The sequence below is a fragment of the Clostridium sp. AF27-5AA genome (assembly GCF_003478415.1).
Classification (GTDB): Bacteria; Bacillota; Clostridia; order Lachnospirales; family Lachnospiraceae; genus Otoolea; species Otoolea fessa.
In genome coordinates, this window is record NZ_QUFH01000010.1 from 95,478 (window position 1) to 117,184 (window position 21,707).

Annotated in this window: 18 protein-coding genes, 7 tRNA genes and 1 rRNA gene (1 of these 26 only partly in view); 4 read left to right on the top strand and 22 right to left on the bottom strand. The window is 50.4% G+C overall.

Annotated elements, in window-relative coordinates; translation table 11 throughout:
- Positions 1 to 576 precede the first annotated feature (576 nt).
- The 3 genes from DWY89_RS10855 to DWY89_RS10865 all read right to left on the bottom strand — a co-directional run bounded on the left by DWY89_RS10855 (position 577) and on the right by DWY89_RS10865 (position 3,182).
- Positions 577 to 1,446 (bottom strand): ATPase, T2SS/T4P/T4SS family, encoded by an 870-nt coding sequence (locus DWY89_RS10855; protein WP_347474722.1) that lies wholly within the window; start codon positions 1,444 to 1,446, stop codon positions 577 to 579.
- Between the two features lie 120 nt (positions 1,447 to 1,566).
- Positions 1,567 to 2,571, bottom strand: a complete 1,005-nt coding sequence (locus tag DWY89_RS10860; protein WP_118472977.1) for a hypothetical protein — start codon at positions 2,569 to 2,571, stop codon at positions 1,567 to 1,569.
- 35 nt (positions 2,572 to 2,606) lie between these two features.
- On the bottom strand, positions 2,607 to 3,182 hold the full coding sequence (locus DWY89_RS10865) for a prepilin peptidase (protein ID WP_182434569.1): 576 nt from the start codon (positions 3,180 to 3,182) through the stop codon (positions 2,607 to 2,609).
- 530 nt (positions 3,183 to 3,712) lie between these two features.
- Between DWY89_RS10865 and DWY89_RS10875 the strand changes: the two genes are divergently transcribed.
- The 4 genes from DWY89_RS10875 (at position 3,713) to glgB (ending at position 7,969) form a co-directional block, all read left to right on the top strand.
- On the top strand, positions 3,713 to 4,126 hold the full coding sequence (locus DWY89_RS10875) for a metalloregulator ArsR/SmtB family transcription factor (protein ID WP_243022816.1): 414 nt from the start codon (positions 3,713 to 3,715) through the stop codon (positions 4,124 to 4,126).
- A gap of 81 nt (positions 4,127 to 4,207) precedes the next feature.
- Positions 4,208 to 4,450 (top strand): YaaL family protein, encoded by a 243-nt coding sequence (locus DWY89_RS10880; RefSeq protein ID WP_107001765.1) that lies wholly within the window; start codon positions 4,208 to 4,210, stop codon positions 4,448 to 4,450.
- A 23-nt stretch (positions 4,451 to 4,473) separates the two neighbouring features.
- Positions 4,474 to 6,018, top strand: a complete 1,545-nt coding sequence (locus DWY89_RS10885) for an alpha-amylase family glycosyl hydrolase (protein ID WP_243022817.1) — start codon at positions 4,474 to 4,476, stop codon at positions 6,016 to 6,018.
- A 4-nt stretch (positions 6,019 to 6,022) separates the two neighbouring features.
- Positions 6,023 to 7,969 (top strand): 1,4-alpha-glucan branching protein GlgB, encoded by a 1,947-nt coding sequence (gene glgB / locus DWY89_RS10890; RefSeq protein ID WP_118524680.1) that lies wholly within the window; start codon positions 6,023 to 6,025, stop codon positions 7,967 to 7,969.
- A gap of 117 nt (positions 7,970 to 8,086) precedes the next feature.
- On the opposite strand, the gene DWY89_RS10895 is transcribed toward glgB, so the two are convergent.
- The 19 genes from DWY89_RS10895 to DWY89_RS14450 form a co-directional block, all read right to left on the bottom strand.
- Entirely contained in the window at positions 8,087 to 9,259 is a 1,173-nt protein-coding gene (locus tag DWY89_RS10895) for a MalY/PatB family protein (protein WP_118524681.1), read from the bottom strand.
- 260 nt (positions 9,260 to 9,519) lie between these two features.
- The gene (locus tag DWY89_RS10900) at positions 9,520 to 10,665 is read right to left on the bottom strand and encodes a PLP-dependent aspartate aminotransferase family protein (RefSeq protein ID WP_207663377.1); all 1,146 of its coding nucleotides are present in this window, start codon (positions 10,663 to 10,665) and stop codon (positions 9,520 to 9,522) included.
- Positions 10,666 to 11,044: 379 nt separating this feature from the next.
- The gene (gene pdxT, locus DWY89_RS10905; protein WP_107001768.1) at positions 11,045 to 11,623 is read right to left on the bottom strand and encodes a pyridoxal 5'-phosphate synthase glutaminase subunit PdxT; all 579 of its coding nucleotides are present in this window, start codon (positions 11,621 to 11,623) and stop codon (positions 11,045 to 11,047) included.
- 1 nt (position 11,624) lies between these two features.
- The gene (gene pdxS / locus DWY89_RS10910) at positions 11,625 to 12,500 is read right to left on the bottom strand and encodes a pyridoxal 5'-phosphate synthase lyase subunit PdxS (RefSeq protein ID WP_107001769.1); all 876 of its coding nucleotides are present in this window, start codon (positions 12,498 to 12,500) and stop codon (positions 11,625 to 11,627) included.
- 364 nt (positions 12,501 to 12,864) lie between these two features.
- Positions 12,865 to 13,716 carry a 16S rRNA (cytidine(1402)-2'-O)-methyltransferase gene (rsmI, locus tag DWY89_RS10915; RefSeq protein ID WP_107001770.1) on the bottom strand — a complete coding sequence of 284 codons (852 nt, stop codon included), beginning with the start codon at positions 13,714 to 13,716 and terminating at the stop codon, positions 12,865 to 12,867.
- A gap of 15 nt (positions 13,717 to 13,731) precedes the next feature.
- Positions 13,732 to 14,463, bottom strand: a complete 732-nt coding sequence (locus tag DWY89_RS10920) for a tRNA1(Val) (adenine(37)-N6)-methyltransferase (RefSeq protein WP_107001771.1) — start codon at positions 14,461 to 14,463, stop codon at positions 13,732 to 13,734.
- Positions 14,453 to 15,364 carry a stage 0 sporulation family protein gene (locus DWY89_RS10925; RefSeq protein ID WP_022360400.1) on the bottom strand — a complete coding sequence of 304 codons (912 nt, stop codon included), beginning with the start codon at positions 15,362 to 15,364 and terminating at the stop codon, positions 14,453 to 14,455. The genes DWY89_RS10920 and DWY89_RS10925 overlap by 11 nt, the downstream gene beginning before the upstream one ends.
- 4 nt (positions 15,365 to 15,368) lie before the next feature.
- Positions 15,369 to 16,358 (bottom strand): DNA polymerase III subunit delta', encoded by a 990-nt coding sequence (holB, locus tag DWY89_RS10930; protein WP_117796592.1) that lies wholly within the window; start codon positions 16,356 to 16,358, stop codon positions 15,369 to 15,371.
- Positions 16,359 to 16,618: 260 nt separating this feature from the next.
- The gene (locus DWY89_RS10935) at positions 16,619 to 17,236 is read right to left on the bottom strand and encodes a guanylate kinase (RefSeq protein ID WP_117796591.1); all 618 of its coding nucleotides are present in this window, start codon (positions 17,234 to 17,236) and stop codon (positions 16,619 to 16,621) included.
- Positions 17,237 to 17,427: 191 nt separating this feature from the next.
- A complete protein-coding gene (locus tag DWY89_RS10940; protein ID WP_242995790.1) occupies positions 17,428 to 19,020 on the bottom strand; it encodes an aminotransferase class I/II-fold pyridoxal phosphate-dependent enzyme in 1,593 nt (530 codons plus the stop codon).
- A 92-nt stretch (positions 19,021 to 19,112) separates the two neighbouring features.
- Entirely contained in the window at positions 19,113 to 20,234 is a 1,122-nt protein-coding gene (locus DWY89_RS10945; protein WP_117796590.1) for an MBL fold metallo-hydrolase, read from the bottom strand.
- Positions 20,235 to 20,553: 319 nt separating this feature from the next.
- Positions 20,554 to 20,626, bottom strand: a tRNA-Lys gene (locus DWY89_RS10950).
- Between the two features lie 3 nt (positions 20,627 to 20,629).
- Positions 20,630 to 20,702, bottom strand: a tRNA-Phe gene (locus DWY89_RS10955).
- A gap of 197 nt (positions 20,703 to 20,899) precedes the next feature.
- Positions 20,900 to 20,973: transfer RNA gene (locus tag DWY89_RS10960), tRNA-Met, on the bottom strand.
- 66 nt (positions 20,974 to 21,039) lie between these two features.
- Positions 21,040 to 21,121: transfer RNA gene (locus DWY89_RS10965), tRNA-Tyr, on the bottom strand.
- A gap of 9 nt (positions 21,122 to 21,130) precedes the next feature.
- Positions 21,131 to 21,203: transfer RNA gene (locus tag DWY89_RS10970), tRNA-Thr, on the bottom strand.
- 18 nt (positions 21,204 to 21,221) lie between these two features.
- Positions 21,222 to 21,294: transfer RNA gene (locus DWY89_RS10975), tRNA-Val, on the bottom strand.
- A 61-nt stretch (positions 21,295 to 21,355) separates the two neighbouring features.
- Positions 21,356 to 21,429: transfer RNA gene (locus DWY89_RS10980), tRNA-Asp, on the bottom strand.
- A 107-nt stretch (positions 21,430 to 21,536) separates the two neighbouring features.
- A 23S ribosomal RNA gene (locus DWY89_RS14450) occupies positions 21,537 to 21,707 on the bottom strand (its annotated part continues 274 nt past the right edge of the window); the annotation flags it as partial.

A 21,707-nucleotide genomic window follows, 5' to 3' on the forward strand; every position in this document is an offset into this window, starting at 1 on the left:
TTGCCGATTTCGGCACCAAATCGATATAGAAACGGAGGTGATGCAGTGAACAGATATTTCAAAATATCGGATGCTAAAAACTTTGCTTTCTACAAAGTACCAAAAGCGTTATTTGAGGAAAATATAAATCTGTTTCAACAGATGCCAAAATGCTGTTCGGACTTTTGCTTGACCGAATGTATTTGTCCATCACTATTTTATCTTATCCCAAATTCATCATCCGCTCCATCCGCCACCTTATATATGAATACCCATTCCAAATATTCGCTTTTACCGGATACTCTTTCCTGTAAACAAATATAGTGTGATATTTAACAAAATGTATTCTACACCAATTATGTATATCTTTCATATATATGTTATTTATACCATTCACCCACTGTTCTAAAGACCATATGTCTTTATCTGACACCAACTCCATTATGAACAGTACATTATAATATTGAATGACACCTACTCTCTTCCTTTCCTCTATTAACCTTTTACACAATAACCTATACTTAATGTTCATATCGTTCCTATGCCTCTCCCTCTAATCTATATTTTCCATCCTTATATACGTTATATATATAATTATTATATAGTACATATAATCGCCTGCAGCATTTCCAGCGCCTCGCCGCCCCGGACCTCCCCAACGATGATGCGGTCCGGACGCATTCGGAGACTCGCCCGGATCAGATCGCGCATGGAAATCTCCTGCGAACCATCCCGGTTTTCTACCCTTGTTTCCAGGCTGACAAGATTCGTTACATGGCGGATTTGAAGTTCTGCCGAATCCTCGATCGTAATGACGCGGTCCTCCTGTGGAATATAGCCGGACATGGCGTTTAAGATCGTCGTTTTTCCCGATCCGGTTCCGCCGCTGATAAAAATATTGAGTCCCCGCTCGACCGCTTTCTGCAAAAATGCCGTTGCCTCCCGGCTGATACTTTTTAACTCAATCAGGCGTTCCATCGTGATCGGTTCCGGGAACTTCCGGATCGTTAAAATCGGACCATTTAACGCCACCGGTGCCAGCACCACGTGGACACGAGAACCATCTTCCAGTCTCGCATCCGCAATCGGGGATGCCAGATTGACCGTCCGGTTGACACGGCTTACAATCTGCTGAATCAGATCCTCTAGCTGCCCTACCGAATCAAAGTGCTTTTCTAATTCTTCCACACGCCCCTGCCGCTCGACAAAAATGTGCTCCGCGCCATTTACCATGATCTCCGTGATCGTCGGATCATCGACCAGCTCCTGCAAAATATCCAGCCGTCTGAATGAATCAAACAGCTCTTTTCTCAAAGAAAGCCGCTCTTTTAACGGCAGATACGCCCCTTCTGCTGCTTCCAGAATCGCCATGTCGATCAGGTCGCGCAGTTCCTCATCCTCCACCTGCATACGGCTCTCCATCTGCTCCATCAGACGCTGCCTCAAAACCATTTTCTGCTCCTGCATACTTCCCCCTGCCAGTTGTTTCTCTCACAACCGTTTACTCTTTAGAATGACTGGCAAAATCCCGCTCAATTTATCCCTGTCAAAAGACTTTGCCCCTTCTAATTTAATCCACAATGAAGATTATCCGCCCACACTGCTTCCCCGCAGCAGCTGCCGTACATAATCACCCAGTTCTCCCCATAAAAGCTGGTCAATATAATCACCCCGTCCAAAGCTGCCGTGATACGGAAGCTTCAGGCGTTTAATACGTTCCCTTAGCATGCCATTTCCTGTCTGTGAAAAATACTGCTCCAGCTCCTTAAGCTTTGCCAAAGACACCGGATCTTCCCGGATCGGCATATAGATTACCCGGCACAGCTTCATTACCGAAAGCGCCGTCCTGCGCCCGCTTCCTATATCCACTACCAGCGTATCATACGCACTCTCCCCGGCAATTGCCCGTATAAGCCCTGCGATCGCCTCCTCTCCTGCCTGATCCAGATCCTCCGGATAGCGCACCGGCGGAATATAGTCCAACTCCCCCATCGTGTGGACAACGCTGCTTAAACGAAGCGAATTATAGCTTCCACCGTTGTAAAAATACAACAGATCCGACAAATCACTCTTGTACTCTTCTTTCATCAAAACCGACAGACCGGAAAATTCCTCCAGGTTCAGATACAGCACCCGCTCCTCCTGTGCCAGAAGTTTTCCTATTGTCAGGGCAAACGAGGTCTTTAAACACCGTCCAACCGGCGAATACACTCCCAAAACCTTCGCCAGCCCCCGTCCGGACACCTCCGGCAGATCCCCCGGGCTTTCCCCATACCAGGTCATCACGTCGCGCACAATCGCATCGCTGGACTGGTATTTGTAGACACAGGGAACTGACGGACTAACCGGCTTTCCCCCATTATCCGATAAAAGAATGACCTTTTCCGCCCGGATAGACTCCTTTTCTTCCGCCGGAACATGCTCGCCCAACAACAGAAGCTTTACCGGATGTTCCGCCGCAAATGCCCGCAGCCGCTCGATCGAGCTGAACGCCACCACCTCAAACGGTATTTTTTCCTTCTGGTTAACTACCTCTGCAAACCGTGCCGCATAGACCGGATCCACATCATACACAGCCAGAATATGCTTCATCGCACCGCCACCTCCCTAATCACAAGCCATTTTCCTTACAGATACCGAATCAGCTCCGCCCCAATCACCCCCAGAAACAGGCACGGTGCCAGACAAAAAGATGCCTCTTTTCCATCCCGCGCTTCCAGATAGTACGGCTCGACGCTTCCCCCAAGCGCGGACCGGTACAAATAAAACACAAGATATGTAAGCCGCTGCCTGGCAATCCCACGCCGGATAAGTAATACAAGTGACCATATTCCGGCAGCTGCCAGCCCGCACAGGAAAATCCGCCCGCCCTGCCGCAGCCCGGCGGCACCAAACAGGACGGCTGCCATTTTGATGTCCCCCGCACCTATCATACGAAACAGATACAGAGGGAACAGGACAATCAGTAAACTCCCGACACGAATCAAATATCCACAAGTCTCGCCAATCCCCATCATAAGCGCCGCCCCATATCCCGGCAGCCGCCAGCCCCATCCGGCCGTATATCCCATCTTCATCCCCAGACCAAACCGAATCAAAAGAAACAACAGGCCGCCAAGCAGAAGCATCCCATTGGGAATACGGCGTTTTTTCAAATCCCAAAACGCACAGCCGCCAGTAAACAACAGCAGCAAAAAGGTCAATCCATCCCCTCCTTCTCTTTCGCATACATGAAACGAACAATTTCTGCACAGTATGTCCTCTTTTCAAAACTCCTGCCGCAAACGATAGCTGCCAGTCCTGCGCCAGCTTTTACCGCCACCTTTTTCCATTCATTTCCTGTATGCACTTCAAACATTCCTGAAAAATTATCGAACATTTCTCTGAACTTAACTTTTAGAATCTTAATAATAGATCAACGGGAAATCCGGATTCCCGTGACAGATGGAAGAACCCATCCATGAATGTTCCTCCATTATGAACAGTTTTTGGTCAAAAGTCAATCCCAAAACACCCGAAATATGCGCCAAAAACATCTCAAAAACTTTGTGCATCTGAACCCATTATTTTAGCTAGACAATTTCGTTATTTGAAAATAATTGCCAAAATATCTCTTTATTTTTTATCTATAAATACCCATTCCAGCATTTTCCTTTCCATTGACTGACGAAACAAAAAATGGTAAAATACTATTAGTTTAAATTTTTAAACCATTATAAAAGGAGGGGCCGCGATGAAAAAAGGAATAGAACTCAAACAGCATTTTCATACCTGTATGCCTCTTTTTATCGCGCTGGGCGATGAAATACGGCTGACGATCATCGAAGCGCTGACGGACGAAGCCCTCACGGGGCGCACAAAAAACAACGATGTGAACAAAAATCAGCCTGATAAGAACAATGACCGTCAAATCAGCCTGCCCGCCCAGTCCCGTCCGCATGGCTTAAACGTCCGGGAGATCACCGAACGGACCAGCCTGTCGCGCCCGGCAGTTTCCCACCATTTGAAGATCTTAAAGACAGCCGGGCTGATCGATGTCCACCGGGAGGGAACCTGCAATTATTATTATCTCTCAATCGAAGACAGCACCCGGAAATTGATGCAGCTCGGACATCTGCTGGAATCCGTGCTTTCCATGAACGCCTGAACCAGGATGCATATCTTTCCATTTTCTGAATATACTGATCGTTGTACCAATTTATAGGATTCAGAAAGAGAGCATCAAACCATGAAGCACAACCGCACCCACTGCTCCGGGAGCACCAGCACGGACATTTTTTCCGCCCACCCTGACCCGGAGCTGCTGACAGAACTGCGACAGACCATGAGCACGATCAACACCGTTTTCAACCATTTTGAAGAGGTCGTCGATCCGACTCTGATTGACTGCTATATCTACGAACTGAAAGCCGCACACCTCCGGTATCAGTTCCTTTTACGACATATTAAACAACAGGAAAATACCATTTAACCGACACAAGGAGGACCTTTCTCATGACAGCCTGGTACGACAAAGCTATCTTTTACCATATGTATCCTCTGGGAATGACCGGAGCACCGTTTGCCAATCCCTATCCCGTCTCCGATGAGACAGCGGATGGCACCTGGGACGTTTCCGCCGATTCCCGCATGGACGAACTGATGCAGTGGATTCCCTATTTAGAGAGCCTGCATATTTCCGCGCTTTACATCGGACCGCTGTTTGAATCATCCACGCACGGCTATGATACCCGCGATTTCCGGCTCATCGACCGGCGGCTGGGGACCAACGTCTCGTTCCGATCTTTCGTGGACTGCTGCCATGAGCATGGCATCCGCGTCGTCGTGGACGGTGTATTCAACCACACCGGTCGCGAATTTTTCGCCTTCCGCGACCTGCAGGCGCACCGTGACCAGTCCCCTTACGCCGGATGGTACAGGAACGTCAATTTCGGCTGGGGCAGCCCGCTCGGCGATTCCTTCGGCTACGAATCCTGGCACGGCATCTGGGAGCTTCCCTGCTTAAACCACGGAAATCCGGAAGTGCGGAACTATCTGCTTGACACTGTCCGTTTCTGGGTGCAGGAATTTGACATCGACGGTATCCGCCTCGACTGCGCGGGCGATCTTTCCTTTGAATTTATGCAGGAACTGCGCCGGCTGGCAAATGAAATCAAGCCGGAATTCTGGCTGATGGGCGAAGTCATCCACGGCGAATACGCCCGCTGGGTCAATCCGCAGATGCTTCATTCCGTCACCAACTACGAGATGCACAAAAGCATCTATTCCGCGCACAACGACCACAATTATTTCGAACTGGCACACAATGTCCGCCGCCTCGAAGCAGTGGGGCGGGATCTCTACACCTTTGTGGACAACCACGACGAAGACCGGATCGCAAGCAAACTGTTAAATCCGGCACATCTTGCGCCGCTTTACACGCTGCTGTTCACTCTTCCGGGCATTCCATCCATCTATTATGGAAGTGAATGGGGCATTCAGGGACGCCGCGGACACAACTCCGATACGGAACTCCGTCCGAAAATCCTGCCGCCGAGACCACTTGCAGAAGAAATGCAGACCATCGACGGACAAAACACAGACATCCGCACAGATGACAACTGCCAGAGCTTTTCGAGCGCCACAGGCACAAACATACACGCAGGCGCAAACACCTGCTGCCAGACCACTTCAAGCACCACAGACTCAAACACAGATACCAGCGCAGGCACCGTGACACCGCTTACACTTCTGATCCAGAAACTCGCCGCCATCCACGCCGCCGAACCGGCGCTTCACGGTGGGCGTTATCAGGAACTTCTGCTGACAAACCGGCAGTACGCATTTGCCAGACACGGTGACCACCAGGCGATCCTTACCGCTGCCAACAACGATGACAACGCCGCTTATTTACAAGTTCCGCTTCCATTCCACACGACAACGGAACAAGCTACGGATCTGATTACCGGAAAATCGTTTTTGATCGATAAGAATACAAACAAAATTCAGATAGAATTAGAGGGTAACAGCGCTGTTATTCTCGGAATCACGGAGGGGTAACCTTATGAAAAAAGCAGCTTCCACTACTAAACGAACCACATCGAAAAAACCAAAGACAGAGGGACTTGGCGTGATCGGCGAGCTTGACCGGTATCTCTTCGGAGAAGGCCGCCACTACCAGCTCTACCACAAGCTGGGCGCACACCCTTATACATATCGCGGACAGGACGGCTACTATTTCGCGGTCTGGGCGCCGCACGCAGCCGCCGTCAGCCTGGTCGGCGACTTCAACGCCTGGAATCCGGATGCAACCCCGATGAAGCCGGTCGCAGACAGCGACATTTACGAGCTCTTCGTACCGGGACTTGGCGTGGGACAGCTCTACAAATTCGCCATCACCACGCACACGGGAACGATTTTATTTAAGGCAGATCCATATGCATTTTCGGCAGAATACCGTCCGGGAACCGCTTCCGTGACCGCCGATATCCGCGGCTTCAAATGGAACGATTCCAAATGGATGGAATCGCGCGCGGGCACCGATCCGGTCAAGGCGCCCATCTCTATCTACGAGGTTCACTTAGGATCCTGGAAAAAGAAAAACCGCCCGGAAAAGGACGGTTATTACACTTACATGGAAGCCGCGCATGAGCTGGCTGACTATGTTCTGGAAATGGGCTACACCCATGTAGAGCTCATGGGAATCGCCGAACATCCGTATGACGGCTCCTGGGGCTATCAGGTAACCGGCTATTTTGCCCCGACCTCCCGCTACGGAACCCCGACGGAATTTATGTATTTCGTCAATTACTTACATAAAAAAGGCATCGGTGTCATCCTAGACTGGGTTCCGGCGCATTTTCCGAAGGATGCACATGGACTTGCCGATTTCGACGGACAGGCGCTCTATGAGTACGCCGACCCGCGCAAAGGCGAGCACCCGGACTGGGGTACCAAGGTCTTTGATTATGCCAAAAACGAGGTATCCAATTTTCTGATCGCCAACGCGCTCTACTGGCTCGATGAATACCACATCGACGGTCTGCGCGTGGACGCCGTCGCTTCCATGCTTTATTTAGACTATGGACGCCAGGACGGACAGTGGGTACCAAATAAATATGGCGACAACAAAAACCTCGAAGCCATCGAGTTTTTCAAACATTTAAACAGCGTGATCCGTGGCCGGAAGGACGGCGCCATCATCATTGCCGAGGAATCCACCGCCTGGCCGAACGTTACCAAGAGCCCGGAGGAGGACGGTCTTGGATTTACCTTCAAATGGAATATGGGCTGGATGCATGACTTCCTCGAATACATGAAGCTCGACCCGTATTTCCGCAAATTTAACCACAACAAAATGACCTTCGGCATCACCTACTGCACCAGCGAAAACTTCATTCTGGTGCTCTCGCACGACGAGGTCGTCCACCTCAAATGCTCGATGATCAACAAAATGCCGGGCGAATACGAGGATAAATTTGCCAACCTGAAAGTCGGCTACACTTTCATGCTCGGACATCCGGGCAAGAAACTTCTCTTCATGGGACAGGATTTCGGTCAGTTCCATGAATGGGATGAAAAAGTCTCCCTCGACTGGTACCTTACGAAAGAGCCGTTCCATGCCGACCTCCAGAATTATGTGAAAGGACTTTTGACGCTCTACCACAAATATCCGGCGCTCTACCGCCTGGACGAGGAGTATGACGGCTTCCAGTGGATCAACGCCAACGACGGAGACCGCAGTATTTTCAGCTTTATCCGCCGCGATGAAACACAGAAAAAGAATCTTCTCTTCATCTGCAACTTCACCCCGGTAGACCGCGACGATTACCGCGTCGGTGTTCCGAAACGCGGCACCTACACGCTGCTGCTTGACCAGGAACACGGCTACTACAAGCGCGGCGATAAGATCAGCCATTACCGCTCCATCAAGAGCGAATGTGACGGACAGCCATACTCCTTCGCGTACCCGCTTCCGGCGTATGGAACTGCGGTGTTCCGGTTCTCATAAAATAATATTCCTATGAAGTCAAAAAAACTGCCGCAGACAGACTGTTTATATGGGGGGATACAGTCTGCCTGCGGCATGTTTTATTTATACGAGTTCTGATTCGTGACCCAATCAATTTTATCCGCGGATCGCCGCTTCCAGCTGCTTCAGCGCTTTCTCCACCGTCGCCCGCGGGCATGCGATATTGATCCGCTCGAAGCCCTCGCCGTCAGGTCCGAACATCGCGCCGCTGTCCAGCCACAGATGTGCCTTGCCCACGATCAGATGTTCCAGCTCTTTTTCATTCAAATGAAGCGCTTTAAAATCCAGCCACAGAAGGTAGGTTCCCTCTGGCTCGATCAGACGGATTTCCGGCAGATGCTCTTCCAGATACGCCTTCACAAACTTCCGGTTCTCCTCCAGATACGCTTTTAGCTGTGCAAGCCACTCCGCTCCCTCTTCATACGCCGCCTGGCATGCTACCAGTCCCATCAGACCGACCTGGCTGTAGCCTGCCGCCGCGATCTCCTTTAAGAGTTTCTTCCGAAGCTCTGGGTTCGGCACAAAGATATTGGAAATCTGCAGTCCCGCCAGATTGAACGTCTTAGATGGTGCCGTGCAGATCAGGCAGTTCTGCTCAAACTCTGCACCCAGCTTCGCAAATACTGTGTGCGGATGTCCCTCGCGGGTAAAATCACTGTGGATCTCATCGCTGACCACGAGCACACCGTGACGCAGGCAAATCTCGCCACCCCGGCGCAGTTCTTCCTCGCTCCAGACACGTCCGACCGGGTTGTGCGGACTGCAAAGCAGGAACAATTTGACCTTATTTTCGACGATCTTCGTTTCCAGGTCGTCAAAATCCATCGTGTAATAGCCATCCGTGATTTTCAGCGGGCTGTTGACAATCTTACGCCCATTGTCCGTAATTACTTCCGAAAACGGATAGTACACCGGCTGCTGAAGCAGTACGCCGTCACCTTCCTTTGTATACGCCCGGACAGCCGCCGCCAGCGCGAATACAACGCCCGGTGTCTTCACCAGCCACTCCGGTTTCGTCTCCCAGCCAAAGCGCTCCCGGTACCAGTTCTGGACTGCCGCAAAATAGCCCTCTTTTCCATCACTGTAGCCGAAAATACCATGTTTTACTGTCTCTTCCAGCCGCTCTAAAATCGCCGGAGCCGTCTGAAAATCCATATCAGCCACCCAAAGCGGTAAAATATCCGCTGGTTTTCCTCGCTCGATGACAAAATCATATTTTAAACAGTTGGTACCATGCCGGTCCACCACTTTGTCAAAATCGTATTTCATGCATTTTCCTCCCAATCCATCGTTCCTGTCAATGAACGGTTTTCACTCTGGCATCCTGTCATCCATGCCCATATCCCACTGCCCATGCAAAACCGATACCAGACATATCTATCCTCTTTTGTAACTGTTCAGTACCTTCACAGTCACGCGCAAAAATCCATTAAAAATTGCCTACGGCAATGGGATTTTTGCCTGCTGGCCCATGTTTTCGTACGGTCAGCGCAGTAAATGCGCAGACCTACTGAACAGTTACCCTCTTTTTACGCTAACGCCTGCTCCAGATCCGCAATCAGATCATCCACATTTTCAATACCGACAGACAGACGTAAAAATGTCTCCGTAATTCCAAGGCGCTCCCGGATCTCAACCGGCACATCGCCGTGTGTCTGCAGCATCGGATAGGTAATCAGAGACTCCACGCCGCCCAGACTCTCCGCATAAGAGATGAGCTTCACACGCTCTAATACCTTTCTCGCCGTCTCCTCCGTATCTGTACGGAACGAAATCATGCTGCCAGCGCCACGGCTCTGTTTTTTGTTGATCTCATAACCTGGATGTTCCGGAAGTCCTACATAGTAGACATCCGTTACTTTTTTCTGCTCTTTCAGCCAGCTCGCGATCTTCATCGCATTCTCCTGCTGCCGTTCCACACGCACTGACAGAGTCTTGATGCCGCGCAGGACTAAGAAAGAATCAAACGGAGAAAGTCCGCTTCCGATCGTCTTGAACAGATACCGGATCTGCTCTGCCAGCGCCTTGATCGGCGTACATAAAAATCCAGCCAGCGTATCATTGTGACCGCCTAAAAACTTCGTGCCGCTGTGGACAACCAGATCCGCGCCCTGCGCGATCGGATTCTGCAGATACGGGGACAGGAAGGTATTGTCCACGATCAGAAGCAGTCCGTGCTCCGTTGCCAGACGGCTCATTTCCGCCAGATCGGTCACCTGCATCGTCGGGTTGCTCGGTGTCTCAATGTAGAGTGCCTTCGTCTGATCCGTGATCGCCTTCTCAACCGCCTCCACATCGGCTGTATTTATATAGGAAAATGAAAAACCGCGCTTCTTTTCCAGTGCCTCAAAAATACGGACGGAACCGCCATACAGATCCTCGGTACATACAAAATGGCTGCCACTGTCAAACAGCTCCATCATCAGCGAGATCGCCGCCATACCGGATGTGCAGGCAACGGTATCAACCGCTCCTTCCAGCGCCAAAACAGTCTTTTCCAGCTCGTCTCTGGTCGGGTTGCTCTCACGCGTATAATTATGACCGGTCGATTCCCCAATACCCGGGTGAGCAAAAGTCGCCGTCTGGTAAATCGGTACTGAAACAGCGCCAAAAGAATGGTTTTTAGAAGTTTCCGGATCTCCGCAAATACAAGTTGTCTCTATCTGATAAGCCACGATGTCATCCTCCTGTGTCTATTTGCTATATCAGCAAATTTGTTTTTTATATAATTTTCTTATTTCATATTGTTTTAATTGGTTTATCAGTGATTGTAATGCGGAATTCCTACTTTGTCAATAGGAATTCCATGCAGTCCGCCATTTTCCCGGGCGTTTTCCTTCCTCAGCGCAGAAACCTATCAAGGTACATTTTTTGTTTTTTCACAGAACGCACCTTCCAAACAAATAAAAAAACGGTCAGAATCAATGACATCTTCCCACATTTCAGAAATATATCATCCATTCTGACCGCTTTAAATGGCTGCAGTTCTCGCTCCCCTTACCAGTAGGTTTCACTTTTCATCAACCACACGCTAATTTCTACCAAATTACACTCTTAATTTCCTTTGCAGACTTCTTCTAGAAAATACCGGTGCACTGTCACATCCTCATTCAATTCCGGATGAAATGCCGTCGCAAACTGGTTTCCCTGTCTGGCTGCGACTATCTTTTCGTCCACTGTCGCCAGCACCTTAACATTTTTCTGAACCGAAGCGATGTACGGCGCGCGGATAAAAGTCATCGGAATCGTCCCCAGACCGGCAAATTCAGCCTCCGTGTAAAAACTTCCGAGCTGACGCCCGTAGGCATTCCGCACCGCCGACACATCCATCGTCGCAAAGCACGGCGTTCCGCCCTCGATCTCCTTGGCCAGAAGCAGAAGCCCCGCGCACGTTCCATACACCGGAAGCCCTGCCGCAATCTTTGCCCGAAGCGGCTCATAAAGCCCCAGCTCATCCAGGAGCTTACGCATCGCGGTACTCTCGCCGCCCGGCAGAATCAGTCCGTCCATCGGCCGCTCCAGATCCGGAAGCTGCCGGATCTCAAACGCCTCTGCGCCCAGTCTCCGTACCATGGCAATGTGTTCGGCAAACGCGCCCTGCACCGCCAGCACGCCTATCTGTTTTTTCTCCATCTTACTGTCCCCGCTCTGCCATCAAAATCGCAATCTCATTCTCATTGATACCAACCATCGCCTCGCCCAGATCCTCAGAAATCGCAGCAAGTAATTTTGCATCCTTGTAATTCGTTACTGCCTGCACGATCGCCGACGCACGTTTCTCCGGATTGCCTGACTTGAAGATACCAGATCCAACAAAGACTCCCTCTGCGCCCAGCTGCATCATCAGAGCCGCATCCGCCGGGGTGGCCACGCCGCCTGCCGCGAAATTGACAACCGGGAGACGTCCATTGTCATGTACATAGCGGAGCAGATGAACCGGAACTTTTAACTGTTTTGCTGCCTCGTAAAGCTCATCCTCACGCAGGTTCTGAACCCGGCGGATCTCCGAATTCATCGCACGCATATGGCGGACTGCCTGTACGACATCGCCCGTTCCCGGCTCGCCCTTGGTACGGATCATCGAAGCACCTTCCTCGATCCGGCGCAGCGCCTCTCCCAGGTCTCTCGCACCGCAGACAAACGGAACCTTGAACTGTGTCTTGTCAATATGGTACACATCATCCGCCGGAGATAATACCTCGCTCTCATCGATATAATCAATCTCGATCGCTTCCAGAATCTGCGCCTCCACAAAATGACCGATCCGGCACTTCGCCATAACCGGAATCGAAACTGCCTCCTGAATGCCGCGAATCATCTTCGGGTCACTCATACGGGACACACCGCCCGCTGCCCGGATATCCGCCGGAATCCGCTCCAGCGCCATAACCGCACACGCGCCTGCCGCCTCCGCGATCTTCGCCTGCTCCGGGGTTGTGACATCCATGATAACGCCGCCCTTTAACATCTGTGCCAGCTGTTTATTCAGTTCATAACGATTCTCTGCCATTTTTATTCCTCCCGTGGTTGAATATGATTTTTCTTTGTAAGCCAAGCGTCCTTACGATCCTTGCAATCAATACCCGAATCCACTGAATCATTCACAGGCAAGCGCCTCTTCTGCCTTTCTATTCTGCCTTGCGAAAAACAATTCACTGACATTCTGTATTTTTACATTCATTTCCGCATCAACTTAGTAGGAATTATAGCAAAAACTGTACTGATTAAAATATACACTTTTAAATATTTTAACCAGTACAGTTTGTTCTTTTCTCAAATCTTATTCTATTTTTCTTTTATCTGCACAAACCGGAGCGCCCCGGCATTCCACCAACGCCACTCCACTTACCCATTTTTCAGCTTTCCGTTTGTGTCTACGCCTCTTCCGCCTCCAGCAGCGCCTGGTACACATCCCGCTTCGAAACCCCGCGGTCCTTCGCCACCAGCTTCATCGCTTCCTTGCGGCTGTTTCCCTGTGATTCATAATGTTCCATATGCTCTTCCAGGGACATCTGCTGCCAGCGCGCCTGATCCTCCGCCTCGATCTCCTGGACGGATTTGCCCTCGATGACGATCACGCACTCGCCCTTCGGCTCATTTTCCGTATAATACGCCACCGCCTGCGAAAGCGTCGTCCGAAACGCCGTCTCGTATTTCTTCGTCAGCTCCCGGCAGATAGACGCCTTTCTATCCCCCAGCGCCTCGTAAAGCTCCGTGAGCGTCCGCAGAAGGTGGTGCGGCGCCTCGTAAAGCACAATCGTGCGCGTCTCATTCTGAAGCTCTGCAAGCACCCGCTGGTGCTCCTTCTTGTCCGTCGGAAGAAATGCCTCAAAACAGAACCGTCTCGTCGGAAGTCCCGAAATAATCAGCGCCGTAACACACGCCACCGCTCCTGGAAGCGCGGTTACTTTAATTCCCGCCTCGCAGCACTGGCGCACCAGCTCCTCGCCCGGATCCGAAATACCCGGCGTCCCGGCGTCCGTGATGCAGGCAATATTCATGCCCGATTTCAGCTTCTCCACCAGCACACGCGCCTTCTCGACCTTATTGTACTCATGGTAGCTCGTCATCGGTGTATGAATATCAAAATGATTCAGAAGCTTAATACTGTGCCGCGTGTCCTCCGCCGCAATCAGATCCACCTGCTTTAACGTCTCCAGCACCCGGAATGTAATGTCATCCAGGTTGCCGATCGGCGTGGCACACAAATATAATGTTCCTTCCATCGTTCTCCTATTCCATTAATACCCGTAAATATCATAAATCTCATCCGTATACACGCCCGGCTCTTTGTACACAATGATCGGCTTTTCCACTGTCATCAGCGCGCCGCCGCCGCGCACCGCCTCGATGAGAACCATATTTGCCTCTTTATCTGCAAACGGATGGACAAATTTCATCCGCTTCGGCTCCAATTTCTGACTTTTCATCGCCATCAGAATCTCAATGAGCCGTCTCGGACGGTGCACCATATAGAGTCGTCCGCCGGGACGAAGTGCCGAAGCCGCCGCGCGCACGACATCCTCCAGATTGCAGAGAACCTCATGGCGGGCAATCGCCTTGGGAAGATCGGGATTTTTCAGCCCGTGGCTGTCGTTCATGTACGGCGGGTTCGTCGTTACCACATCAAAGGATGCCTTCTCAAACAGCGTCGGAACCTCCTTGATATCACCCTGCACGATCGAAACCTTCTCTTCCAGCCTGTTGAGCGCCACACTCCGGGATGCCATCTCCGCCATCTCCGCCTGGATCTCCAGACCTGTAAAATGGCTTCCTTCCGTCTTTGCCTCCAGAAGAATCGGGATAATACCAGTTCCCGTTCCCAGATCAAGCGCTTTCTCGCCCGGCTTCACCGATGCAAACCCGGACAAAAGCACCGCGTCCATGCCAAAACAGAACCCGTTCGTCTTCTGGATGATCCGGTATCCGTTCCGCTGCAGTTCATCGATCCGCTCGCCCTCTTTAATTATCATCCAGCTTCGACTTTCCTTCCTTTTTCTCCAGTGCCTCCAGCGCTTTCAGCTCCGCATCGTTGACATTTCCCCTGTCACGGCGGCGCTTCGGCTTAAACTTGAGCTGATCCACACGGTAATCACGGATCTCCTTCTCATCCCGTCCTACCGTCACAACCACCTTTACCTGCTGGCGCAGGACGCTGACGCTGTGAACCTCGCCTTTCAGCCCGTCATCCGTTGTGACGTAATCGCCGACACTCGGCAGATGGCTGTTCAGATCCTCATACGTCTCTTCCTCGTATTTCAGGCAGCACATCAGACGACCGCACACACCCGAAATCTTCGTCGGATTTAAGGACAGGTTCTGCTCTTTTGCCATCTTAATTGAAACCGGAATAAACTCCGATAAATATGAATGACAACAGAGCGGACGACCACAGATACCGACGCCACCCAAAATCTTCGTCTCATCCCGGACGCCAATCTGGCGCAGCTCGATCCGCGTCTTAAAGACCGCCGCCAGATCCTTGACAAGCTCACGGAAATCGATTCTTCCATCCGCCGTAAAATAAAACAGCAGCTTATTGTTATCAAAGGTGTATTCTGCATCGATCAGCTTCATCTGCAATTCATGCTTGCGGATCTTTTCCTGACAGATCTGGAATGCCTCATGCTCTTTTTCTTTATTCTTCCGTTCCAGCTCCTCGTCATTCTTCGTCGCCATACGAATGACCGATTTCAGCGGCTGGATCACCTTCTTCTCATCCACCTCGCGGACGCCAAGAACCACCTCTCCGAACTCGATTCCGCGGGCGGTCTCCACGATCACATGGTCGCCCATCTTGATTTCCATCTGCGCCGGATCGAAGTAATATACCTTTCCGGCCTTGCGGAACCGGACTCCGATTACCTTTATCATAAATTTAATTCTCCTTCATCGTCAAAAGCATCAGCTCCAGCGCCAAATCGGTGTTGACGTTAGCATTCAGCCGGACTTTTGCCTTTTCAATCGCACTCAATATCTCTTCCAGCCCCTCATAGGAACTCTTCTGGCAGCAACTGCTGACCGCTGAATACTCCTCCTTAAAGATCAGCGAATTCATGTCCTTTGTGACCTTAAACATCAGAATATCCCTGTACCAGAGCTGCATGAAATCCAGGCACTCATACAGATCCAGATTGTCCTCCTGCAGCTTGCGGATATAATCCAGAAGCATCGGAATATCCATGTCCTTGATATTTTTAAGCAGCGTCAGCACCTCTCGGTACAAAAGTGCAAACTCCTCCGAAGAGGCGAGATGAATCGCTTTTCCTAAATTTCCTCTCGCAAACGCCGCATAAATATCTGCCTGACCATCCGAAACGCCCATTTTCTCCGTCAGGTAATCGCTTACCACCGAATCCTTGAGCGGACGAAGTTTCAACTGGATACAGCGGGACAGGATCGTCGGCAGAAATACCTCCGGGTTCGTCGTGATAAGCACCAGCACCGCATAGGCCGGCGGCTCCTCAATCGTCTTTAAAAGAGCGTTCTGCGCCTGCACCGTCATTTTCTCCGCCTCATCGACCAGATATATCTTATATGGACTGCTGTACGGGCGGATCGAAACCGTATCATTGATCTGAATCCGGACATCATCGACACCAATGCTCGCCGGTTTCTCATGTGTCACCCAGATCACATCCGGATGGTTGCCCGACAAAAACTGCTTACAGGAATGGCATTCCATGCACGGCTCCGTCCCATGTTTCTCGCACAAAAGCGTCATGGCAAATGCCTTCGCGATCGTCTTGCGTCCCATTCCTTCCTCGCCCGACAATATGTAGGCATGTGAAACTCTCTGATACCCGATCGCCTTCTGAAGGTGCTCTTTTATCTTCTCATGTCCAATAATATCGTGAAAACCTGCCATCTTGATGCTCCTTTCAGGGCTGGACTCTGGATTTTAATTCTAAAATCGTTTCAATCGTATGGATCGGTTGGGATCCCTTCTATCATGCCCTTCTTTTATTATTTGTAAATCTCTATCATCTTAGTATAACACAAGATTTAACCTCTGCCTAGTACGATGAAATTCCGAATTTGTTACTGTTCACGCATACGTGCCCAGTAACGGAATTTGCCGTGGCTTCGCATTTAAATACGGCAAATTCCTGCTGCCACCACGTTTTCTTACGGCACTTTCGGTTCCAAAAGTGCCAATCCCTGAGCCCGAATTTCCCTTACCAACGTATCCACACACGCTTCCAGCTCGCGGTTTTCAAACCGGTTTTCCGCCCGGATCCCACATTTTTCCATATTTTCGGCACTGAAATCTGCCTCATCCGCCAGGAAACGGCGGCACAGCTCCGCATACTTTGGCTCTGTCTGCTGCCGTTCCCGGTCAAGCGCACGCTGAAGGCGTTCACCGTCCTCCACCTCAATGTAAAGCGGCACCAGCACATCCGCACCGAAATAATTCCGCGTTCCCTCATACGATTCCAGCGTCCCGATCATGAAATAATCATGCGATCCCAGATCGATCTGCCCATCGTCCACCGTTGCATAACTCCACGGTCCATAAACAGTCTGGTAGGTTCTCTTTTCAATGATCTTTCCCTGTTTCTCCAAATCCGCAAGCCTTTTTCCGGTCACAAAATAATACTCCACACCGTCCCGCTCGCCTGCCCGGATCGGTCTGGTCGTATACGGCACCACCGTCCGGATCTGCGGCAGCCGCTCTCTCAATATCTTATAGATCGTGTCCTTCCCGGACGCGCTCTTTCCCATCACGTAAAATATATGTCCCATCTTCCTATTATGCCTTTCCAGCCAGTATTTTCACACGCATTCCATCGTATATATAAATCCGATTTTTCTCTGTTTCTTATGTCAAATGTGCGAATTTGTCTTCAACAAAGGATTTTTGCCTTGTAAGCCAAGGTTTTCGTACGGTTCGCACAGTAAATGTGCGAACCTGGTGAATCAATACCTGATATTTCCTAAATAACAACCTCTATCCACAAATCCAATTTGTCTGATTTTTCACAAATTCCTTCCACCGTAAGTCCCAGCTTCCAATCCTCACGGATCCGCGCGATCTCCCTTGTTCCAATCCGCTCTCCCGGCATCAGCATCGGCACCCCCGGCGGATAAATGGTAACGCATGTCCGCGCCGCCCTTCCTTCCGCCTCCTCAAGCGGCACCAGCATGCCATCCCCATGCCATGCCTGCCAGGGGAGACACATCTGCTGCGGATAGTTTTCTGAATCATTTTCTTGGTTCGGTTTCTGATTCAATTGTGCTCCCGAAAACGGTTCCTGCCTGCCTTGTTTTGCATCTTTCAGCCCAACACTTTCCGCCTCCAGCTTTTCCACCCGCGCATCCAGCTCCAAAAGTGCCCGCTCCAGACGCGAAAATCCTTCCTCCGTATCCATAAACGAAGTCATCAGAAGCACATACCGCCCGCTCGACATCTCCGCCTCCAGATGGTACTCTGTCCGCAAAACCTCTGCCAGTCTGGTTCCCGTCATAAAATCTGGAAATAGCACCAGTTTTGACGGATCATATCCATATACACCTGCCGCACCACAGATTTCCTCTTTCAGAAGCCGGAAATGTTTTAGCTTCGCCAATTTTTCCCGGAGTTCCCGCAATCGCGCGCCATACCGCGCCATCTCCCCGGCTCCTTTTTCTGCCATATACCGGACGCAGTTCTCCATCGACGCAATCAGAATATACGACGGGCTGGAACTCTGGTAAACCGATAAATACTGTTCCACCTTCTTCGCATCCAGAATCTGGCTTTTCAGATGCAGAATCGCCGTCTGTGTCAGAGATGGAAGCGTCTTGTGAAGACTCTGGATCACCAGGTCCGCCCCCTCCTGTAACGCCCCATCCGGGAAATAGTTCCCATCCCCAAACGGCAGATGCGCGCCGTGCGCCTCATCCACAATCAGCGCCGCTCCATGCCGGTGCGCCGTCGCTGCAATCCCCTGGATATCCGACACGATCCCCTCATAGGTCGGGGAAGTCACAAACACCGCCCGGATCTCCGGATGCTCCAAAAGTGCTCGTTCCACCTGCTCTGGCTCGATCTCTCCCGGAATCTGAAACTCCGGCACCTCCTCCGGATATAAATATACCGGTTCCAGCTGGTTTAAAACCACCGCGTGATACGCTGATTTGTGGGAATTTCGAGCCATGAGGATTTTTTCCCCCGGCTTCACCGCCGCCGCGATCGCCGCCAGAATCCCGCACGTACTGCCATTCACCAGATACCAGCTCCGGTCTGCTCCGTACACCGCAGCCGCCGAATTCATCGACTCTTTCAAAATATCTTCCGCATGATGCAGGTTGTCAAATCCATCAATCTCCGTGATATCCACCGAAAATGGATTCGGGACGGAAGTTATCCCCATTTTCACCTGGCGTTTGTGGCCCGGCATGTGGAACGGGTAGGCATCCGACGCCGCATAGGTGGATAAACGTTCTAAAAGCGGCACTTCCGGACGTAGGATGATTGTTTCCGACCGCATTTTCCTGTCTTTATTCACTTTTTCTTCTTCCTTCTGTTTCTCTCTTTTTTCGTTCATGTCTTATTTCTATCCGCTGCACCGCATCCCAAAAGCATTTCATTTCCCTGAAAACAACTTTTTAAAATTTTATTTTAATCTTTTATAAAAAACTACCGCAGTATCTGATCGCCATCCTTGACACAAAGATTTTTCTTCACACCTAATGTTACCATCCATCCACGGACAATCGGCGTCTTATACGAACCAGCGCCCGCGACGCCATCCTGCACATTATCCCAGAGCCAGTCCGGCGTCGGCCATAAGCAGACCTCCGGTGAAATCTCCTGATAGAGCTCCTCTTCTACGCCTCTCTGCCCATGGTGCGCCATCTGTAGCACATCCGATTTCAGTTCCTCCTGCGTATGATTGGCAAGAAAATCTTCCCCTGCCTGCCAGCCCATATCACCCAAAAACAGGATCCGTTTTCCGCCCATCTCCACGCGGTACGCGACCGAGCTGTTATTAAAACTATTTTCCGTGCAGGCAAATGGCTCGTTCATCACTGTGATCTCCGCGCCCGCCACTGAAATCTTCTGCCCTTTCGTAAGCGTCCCGCATTTTTCTGCTTCCGGCAGTTTCGCAATCGCTTCCGTGATCCGATCATAACACTCCAAATCTGAATCCCGTCTTGAAACCTGCTCCTGACCTAAAAATTCTTTATTCAGAAATGAATAATACACCTTACCGATCGAGATCGGCATCGGATCCATGTTTAAAATCTCCGTGATCGCCCCCACATGATCGCTGTGCGGATGAGTTAAAAGCCATGCATCCACATGACCGCCCAACTCCTGAATAACCTCAATCAAATGCGGTGCATCGACATCACGACCGCCGTCTACCACGATCACCGCGCCTTCCTTCGTCTTCATAACGCAGGAGAGGTTCTGCCAGATATCCGCACACGCTAAAAGCCGAAGCTCTCCCCCGTCCAGATACGGCTCCTCCACGCCCGGCTCCGCCGCCTCCGCCGCAGCTAACGCTTCCATTTCTGCCGCCGACTGCTGTTCCCCCAGGTTATCTAAATCAATCGGCTGATCTGGATTTTCTCCATTTTCATCTCGGACAGCCTCCCGCTCTGTACTGTCCACGATTGCTACCGTTCCGGCTGTCTCCGGATAGTTCGTGAACCGGCGGCTGCATCCGCTCAAGTTCAAAAGGAACGTCATGCCAAGCGCCGCCGCTGCATATAAATATTTCCGGCGTTTCTGTTTCATCTTGTTTGGCTCCATTTTTCTTCTCCATTTTAAAATTTCTGCATTTGCCTATTTCTATTCTTACTTCCATTTTGGTTTTCTATTTGCTTCTGTTTTCAATCAATTATAACAGCTGCCATATCCGAAAACAAGAAATTATATATTCAAGAAAGACTCCTGTCTGAATGGCTTTTTTACTTAACATGAATGTTAAACGAAATTTCCTATTTCTTCTTCGCGTGAGTGCGCATCATTGGCACGTTAGTGCCTTTTTGTGTAATAGGAAATTCCTTGGAATTCGCTATTACACAAAAAACCGCCACACTGTCTCCAGTGTGACGGCTTCTCATCTTCATGAGGCATCGGGGATTCGAACCCCGGACAACTTGATTAAAAGTCAAGTGCTCTACCGACTGAGCTAATACCCCATATGCCCAGAACCGGAATCGAACCAGTGACACGAGGATTTTCAGTCCTCTGCTCTACCAACTGAGCTATCTGGGCGTAATGGTTATTTGGTTTTATGCGGATTAAAAGTTTGCTTGTCGCTTTTTTTTAGTCCGAAGTGCTCAGCTCAAGACCTGCGGTCTTTCGCTTACGGCATTCGCCGTATACATCTAAAAATATATCTGTTAAAAAACATGCAAGCATGTTTTTAACTTCTATATTTTTATCTGTGCACTTCTCATTGCATAAAAAAATTGCGGGGGCAGGATTTGAACCTGCGACCTTCGGGTTATGAGCCCGACGAGCTTCCAGACTGCTCCACCCCGCGCTAATTCTTACTCTATTATTATATACAATTTCTGGAAAAATACAACCATTATTGTAAAAATAATAATGGATGGAGGTGGATTCGAACCACCGAAGCGAGACGCAACAGATTTACAGTCTGCCCCCTTTGGCCACTCGGGAACCCATCCATTTTAAAAAGCCGATGATCGGACTCGAACCGATAACCTGCTGATTACAAATCAGCTGCTCTGCCAATTGAGCCACATCGGCATAAAACATTGGTAACAATGGGGCCTACAGGGCTCGAACCTGTGACCCTCTGCTTGTAAGGCAGATGCTCTCCCAGCTGAGCTAAGACCCCATCTACGATACTGCACCAGTCCATATTCATTTTTCAAAGAATTGAAATAGTCGTATCTAAACGACCCGGATGGGGTTCGAACCCACGACCTCCGCCGTGACAGGGCGGCGCTCTAACCAGCTGAGCCACCGGGCCAAAAGGTATATACCTTCAAAACTGCACACTGAATTTCTTCTACTCTCTATCTTTCATCCTTCAGGAAATAACTTCCTCTTTCCTATCCAATCCTTAACCATATCCTTTTGGTTAAGCCCTCGACCGATTAGTAACAGTCAGCTTCATGTATTACTACACTTCCACCTCTGCCCTATCTACCTCGTCGTCTTCAAGGGGTCTTACTACTTGCGTATGGGATATCTCATCTTGAGGGGGGCTTCACGCTTAGATGCCTTCAGCGTTTATCCCGTCCCGGC

What these genes read in the sequence shown, in the direction of transcription:
- DWY89_RS10880 (WP_107001765.1), top strand. Translation starts at nt 4,208, where the DNA reads ATGAAGCACAACCGCACCCACTGCTCCGGGAGCACCAGCACGGACATT.
- DWY89_RS10885 (WP_243022817.1), top strand. Translation starts at nt 4,474, where the DNA reads ATGACAGCCTGGTACGACAAAGCTATCTTTTACCATATGTATCCTCTG.
- rsmI (WP_107001770.1), bottom strand. Translation starts at nt 13,716, where the DNA reads ATGGAAGGAACATTATATTTGTGTGCCACGCCGATCGGCAACCTGGAT.
- DWY89_RS10855 (WP_347474722.1), bottom strand. Translation starts at nt 1,446, where the DNA reads ATGCAGGAGCAGAAAATGGTTTTGAGGCAGCGTCTGATGGAGCAGATG.
- pdxT (WP_107001768.1), bottom strand. Translation starts at nt 11,623, where the DNA reads ATGGAGAAAAAACAGATAGGCGTGCTGGCGGTGCAGGGCGCGTTTGCC.
- glgB (WP_118524680.1), top strand. Translation starts at nt 6,023, where the DNA reads ATGAAAAAAGCAGCTTCCACTACTAAACGAACCACATCGAAAAAACCA.
- DWY89_RS10920 (WP_107001771.1), bottom strand. Translation starts at nt 14,463, where the DNA reads ATGATAATTAAAGAGGGCGAGCGGATCGATGAACTGCAGCGGAACGGA.
- holB (WP_117796592.1), bottom strand. Translation starts at nt 16,358, where the DNA reads ATGGCAGGTTTTCACGATATTATTGGACATGAGAAGATAAAAGAGCAC.
- DWY89_RS10875 (WP_243022816.1), top strand. Translation starts at nt 3,713, where the DNA reads ATGAAAAAAGGAATAGAACTCAAACAGCATTTTCATACCTGTATGCCT.
- DWY89_RS10935 (WP_117796591.1), bottom strand. Translation starts at nt 17,236, where the DNA reads ATGGGACATATATTTTACGTGATGGGAAAGAGCGCGTCCGGGAAGGAC.
- DWY89_RS10925 (WP_022360400.1), bottom strand. Translation starts at nt 15,364, where the DNA reads ATGATAAAGGTAATCGGAGTCCGGTTCCGCAAGGCCGGAAAGGTATAT.
- DWY89_RS10860 (WP_118472977.1), bottom strand. Translation starts at nt 2,571, where the DNA reads ATGAAGCATATTCTGGCTGTGTATGATGTGGATCCGGTCTATGCGGCA.
- pdxS (WP_107001769.1), bottom strand. Translation starts at nt 12,500, where the DNA reads ATGGCAGAGAATCGTTATGAACTGAATAAACAGCTGGCACAGATGTTA.
- DWY89_RS10940 (WP_242995790.1), bottom strand. Translation starts at nt 19,020, where the DNA reads ATGAACGAAAAAAGAGAGAAACAGAAGGAAGAAGAAAAAGTGAATAAA.
- DWY89_RS10895 (WP_118524681.1), bottom strand. Translation starts at nt 9,259, where the DNA reads ATGAAATACGATTTTGACAAAGTGGTGGACCGGCATGGTACCAACTGT.
- DWY89_RS10945 (WP_117796590.1), bottom strand. Translation starts at nt 20,234, where the DNA reads ATGGAGCCAAACAAGATGAAACAGAAACGCCGGAAATATTTATATGCA.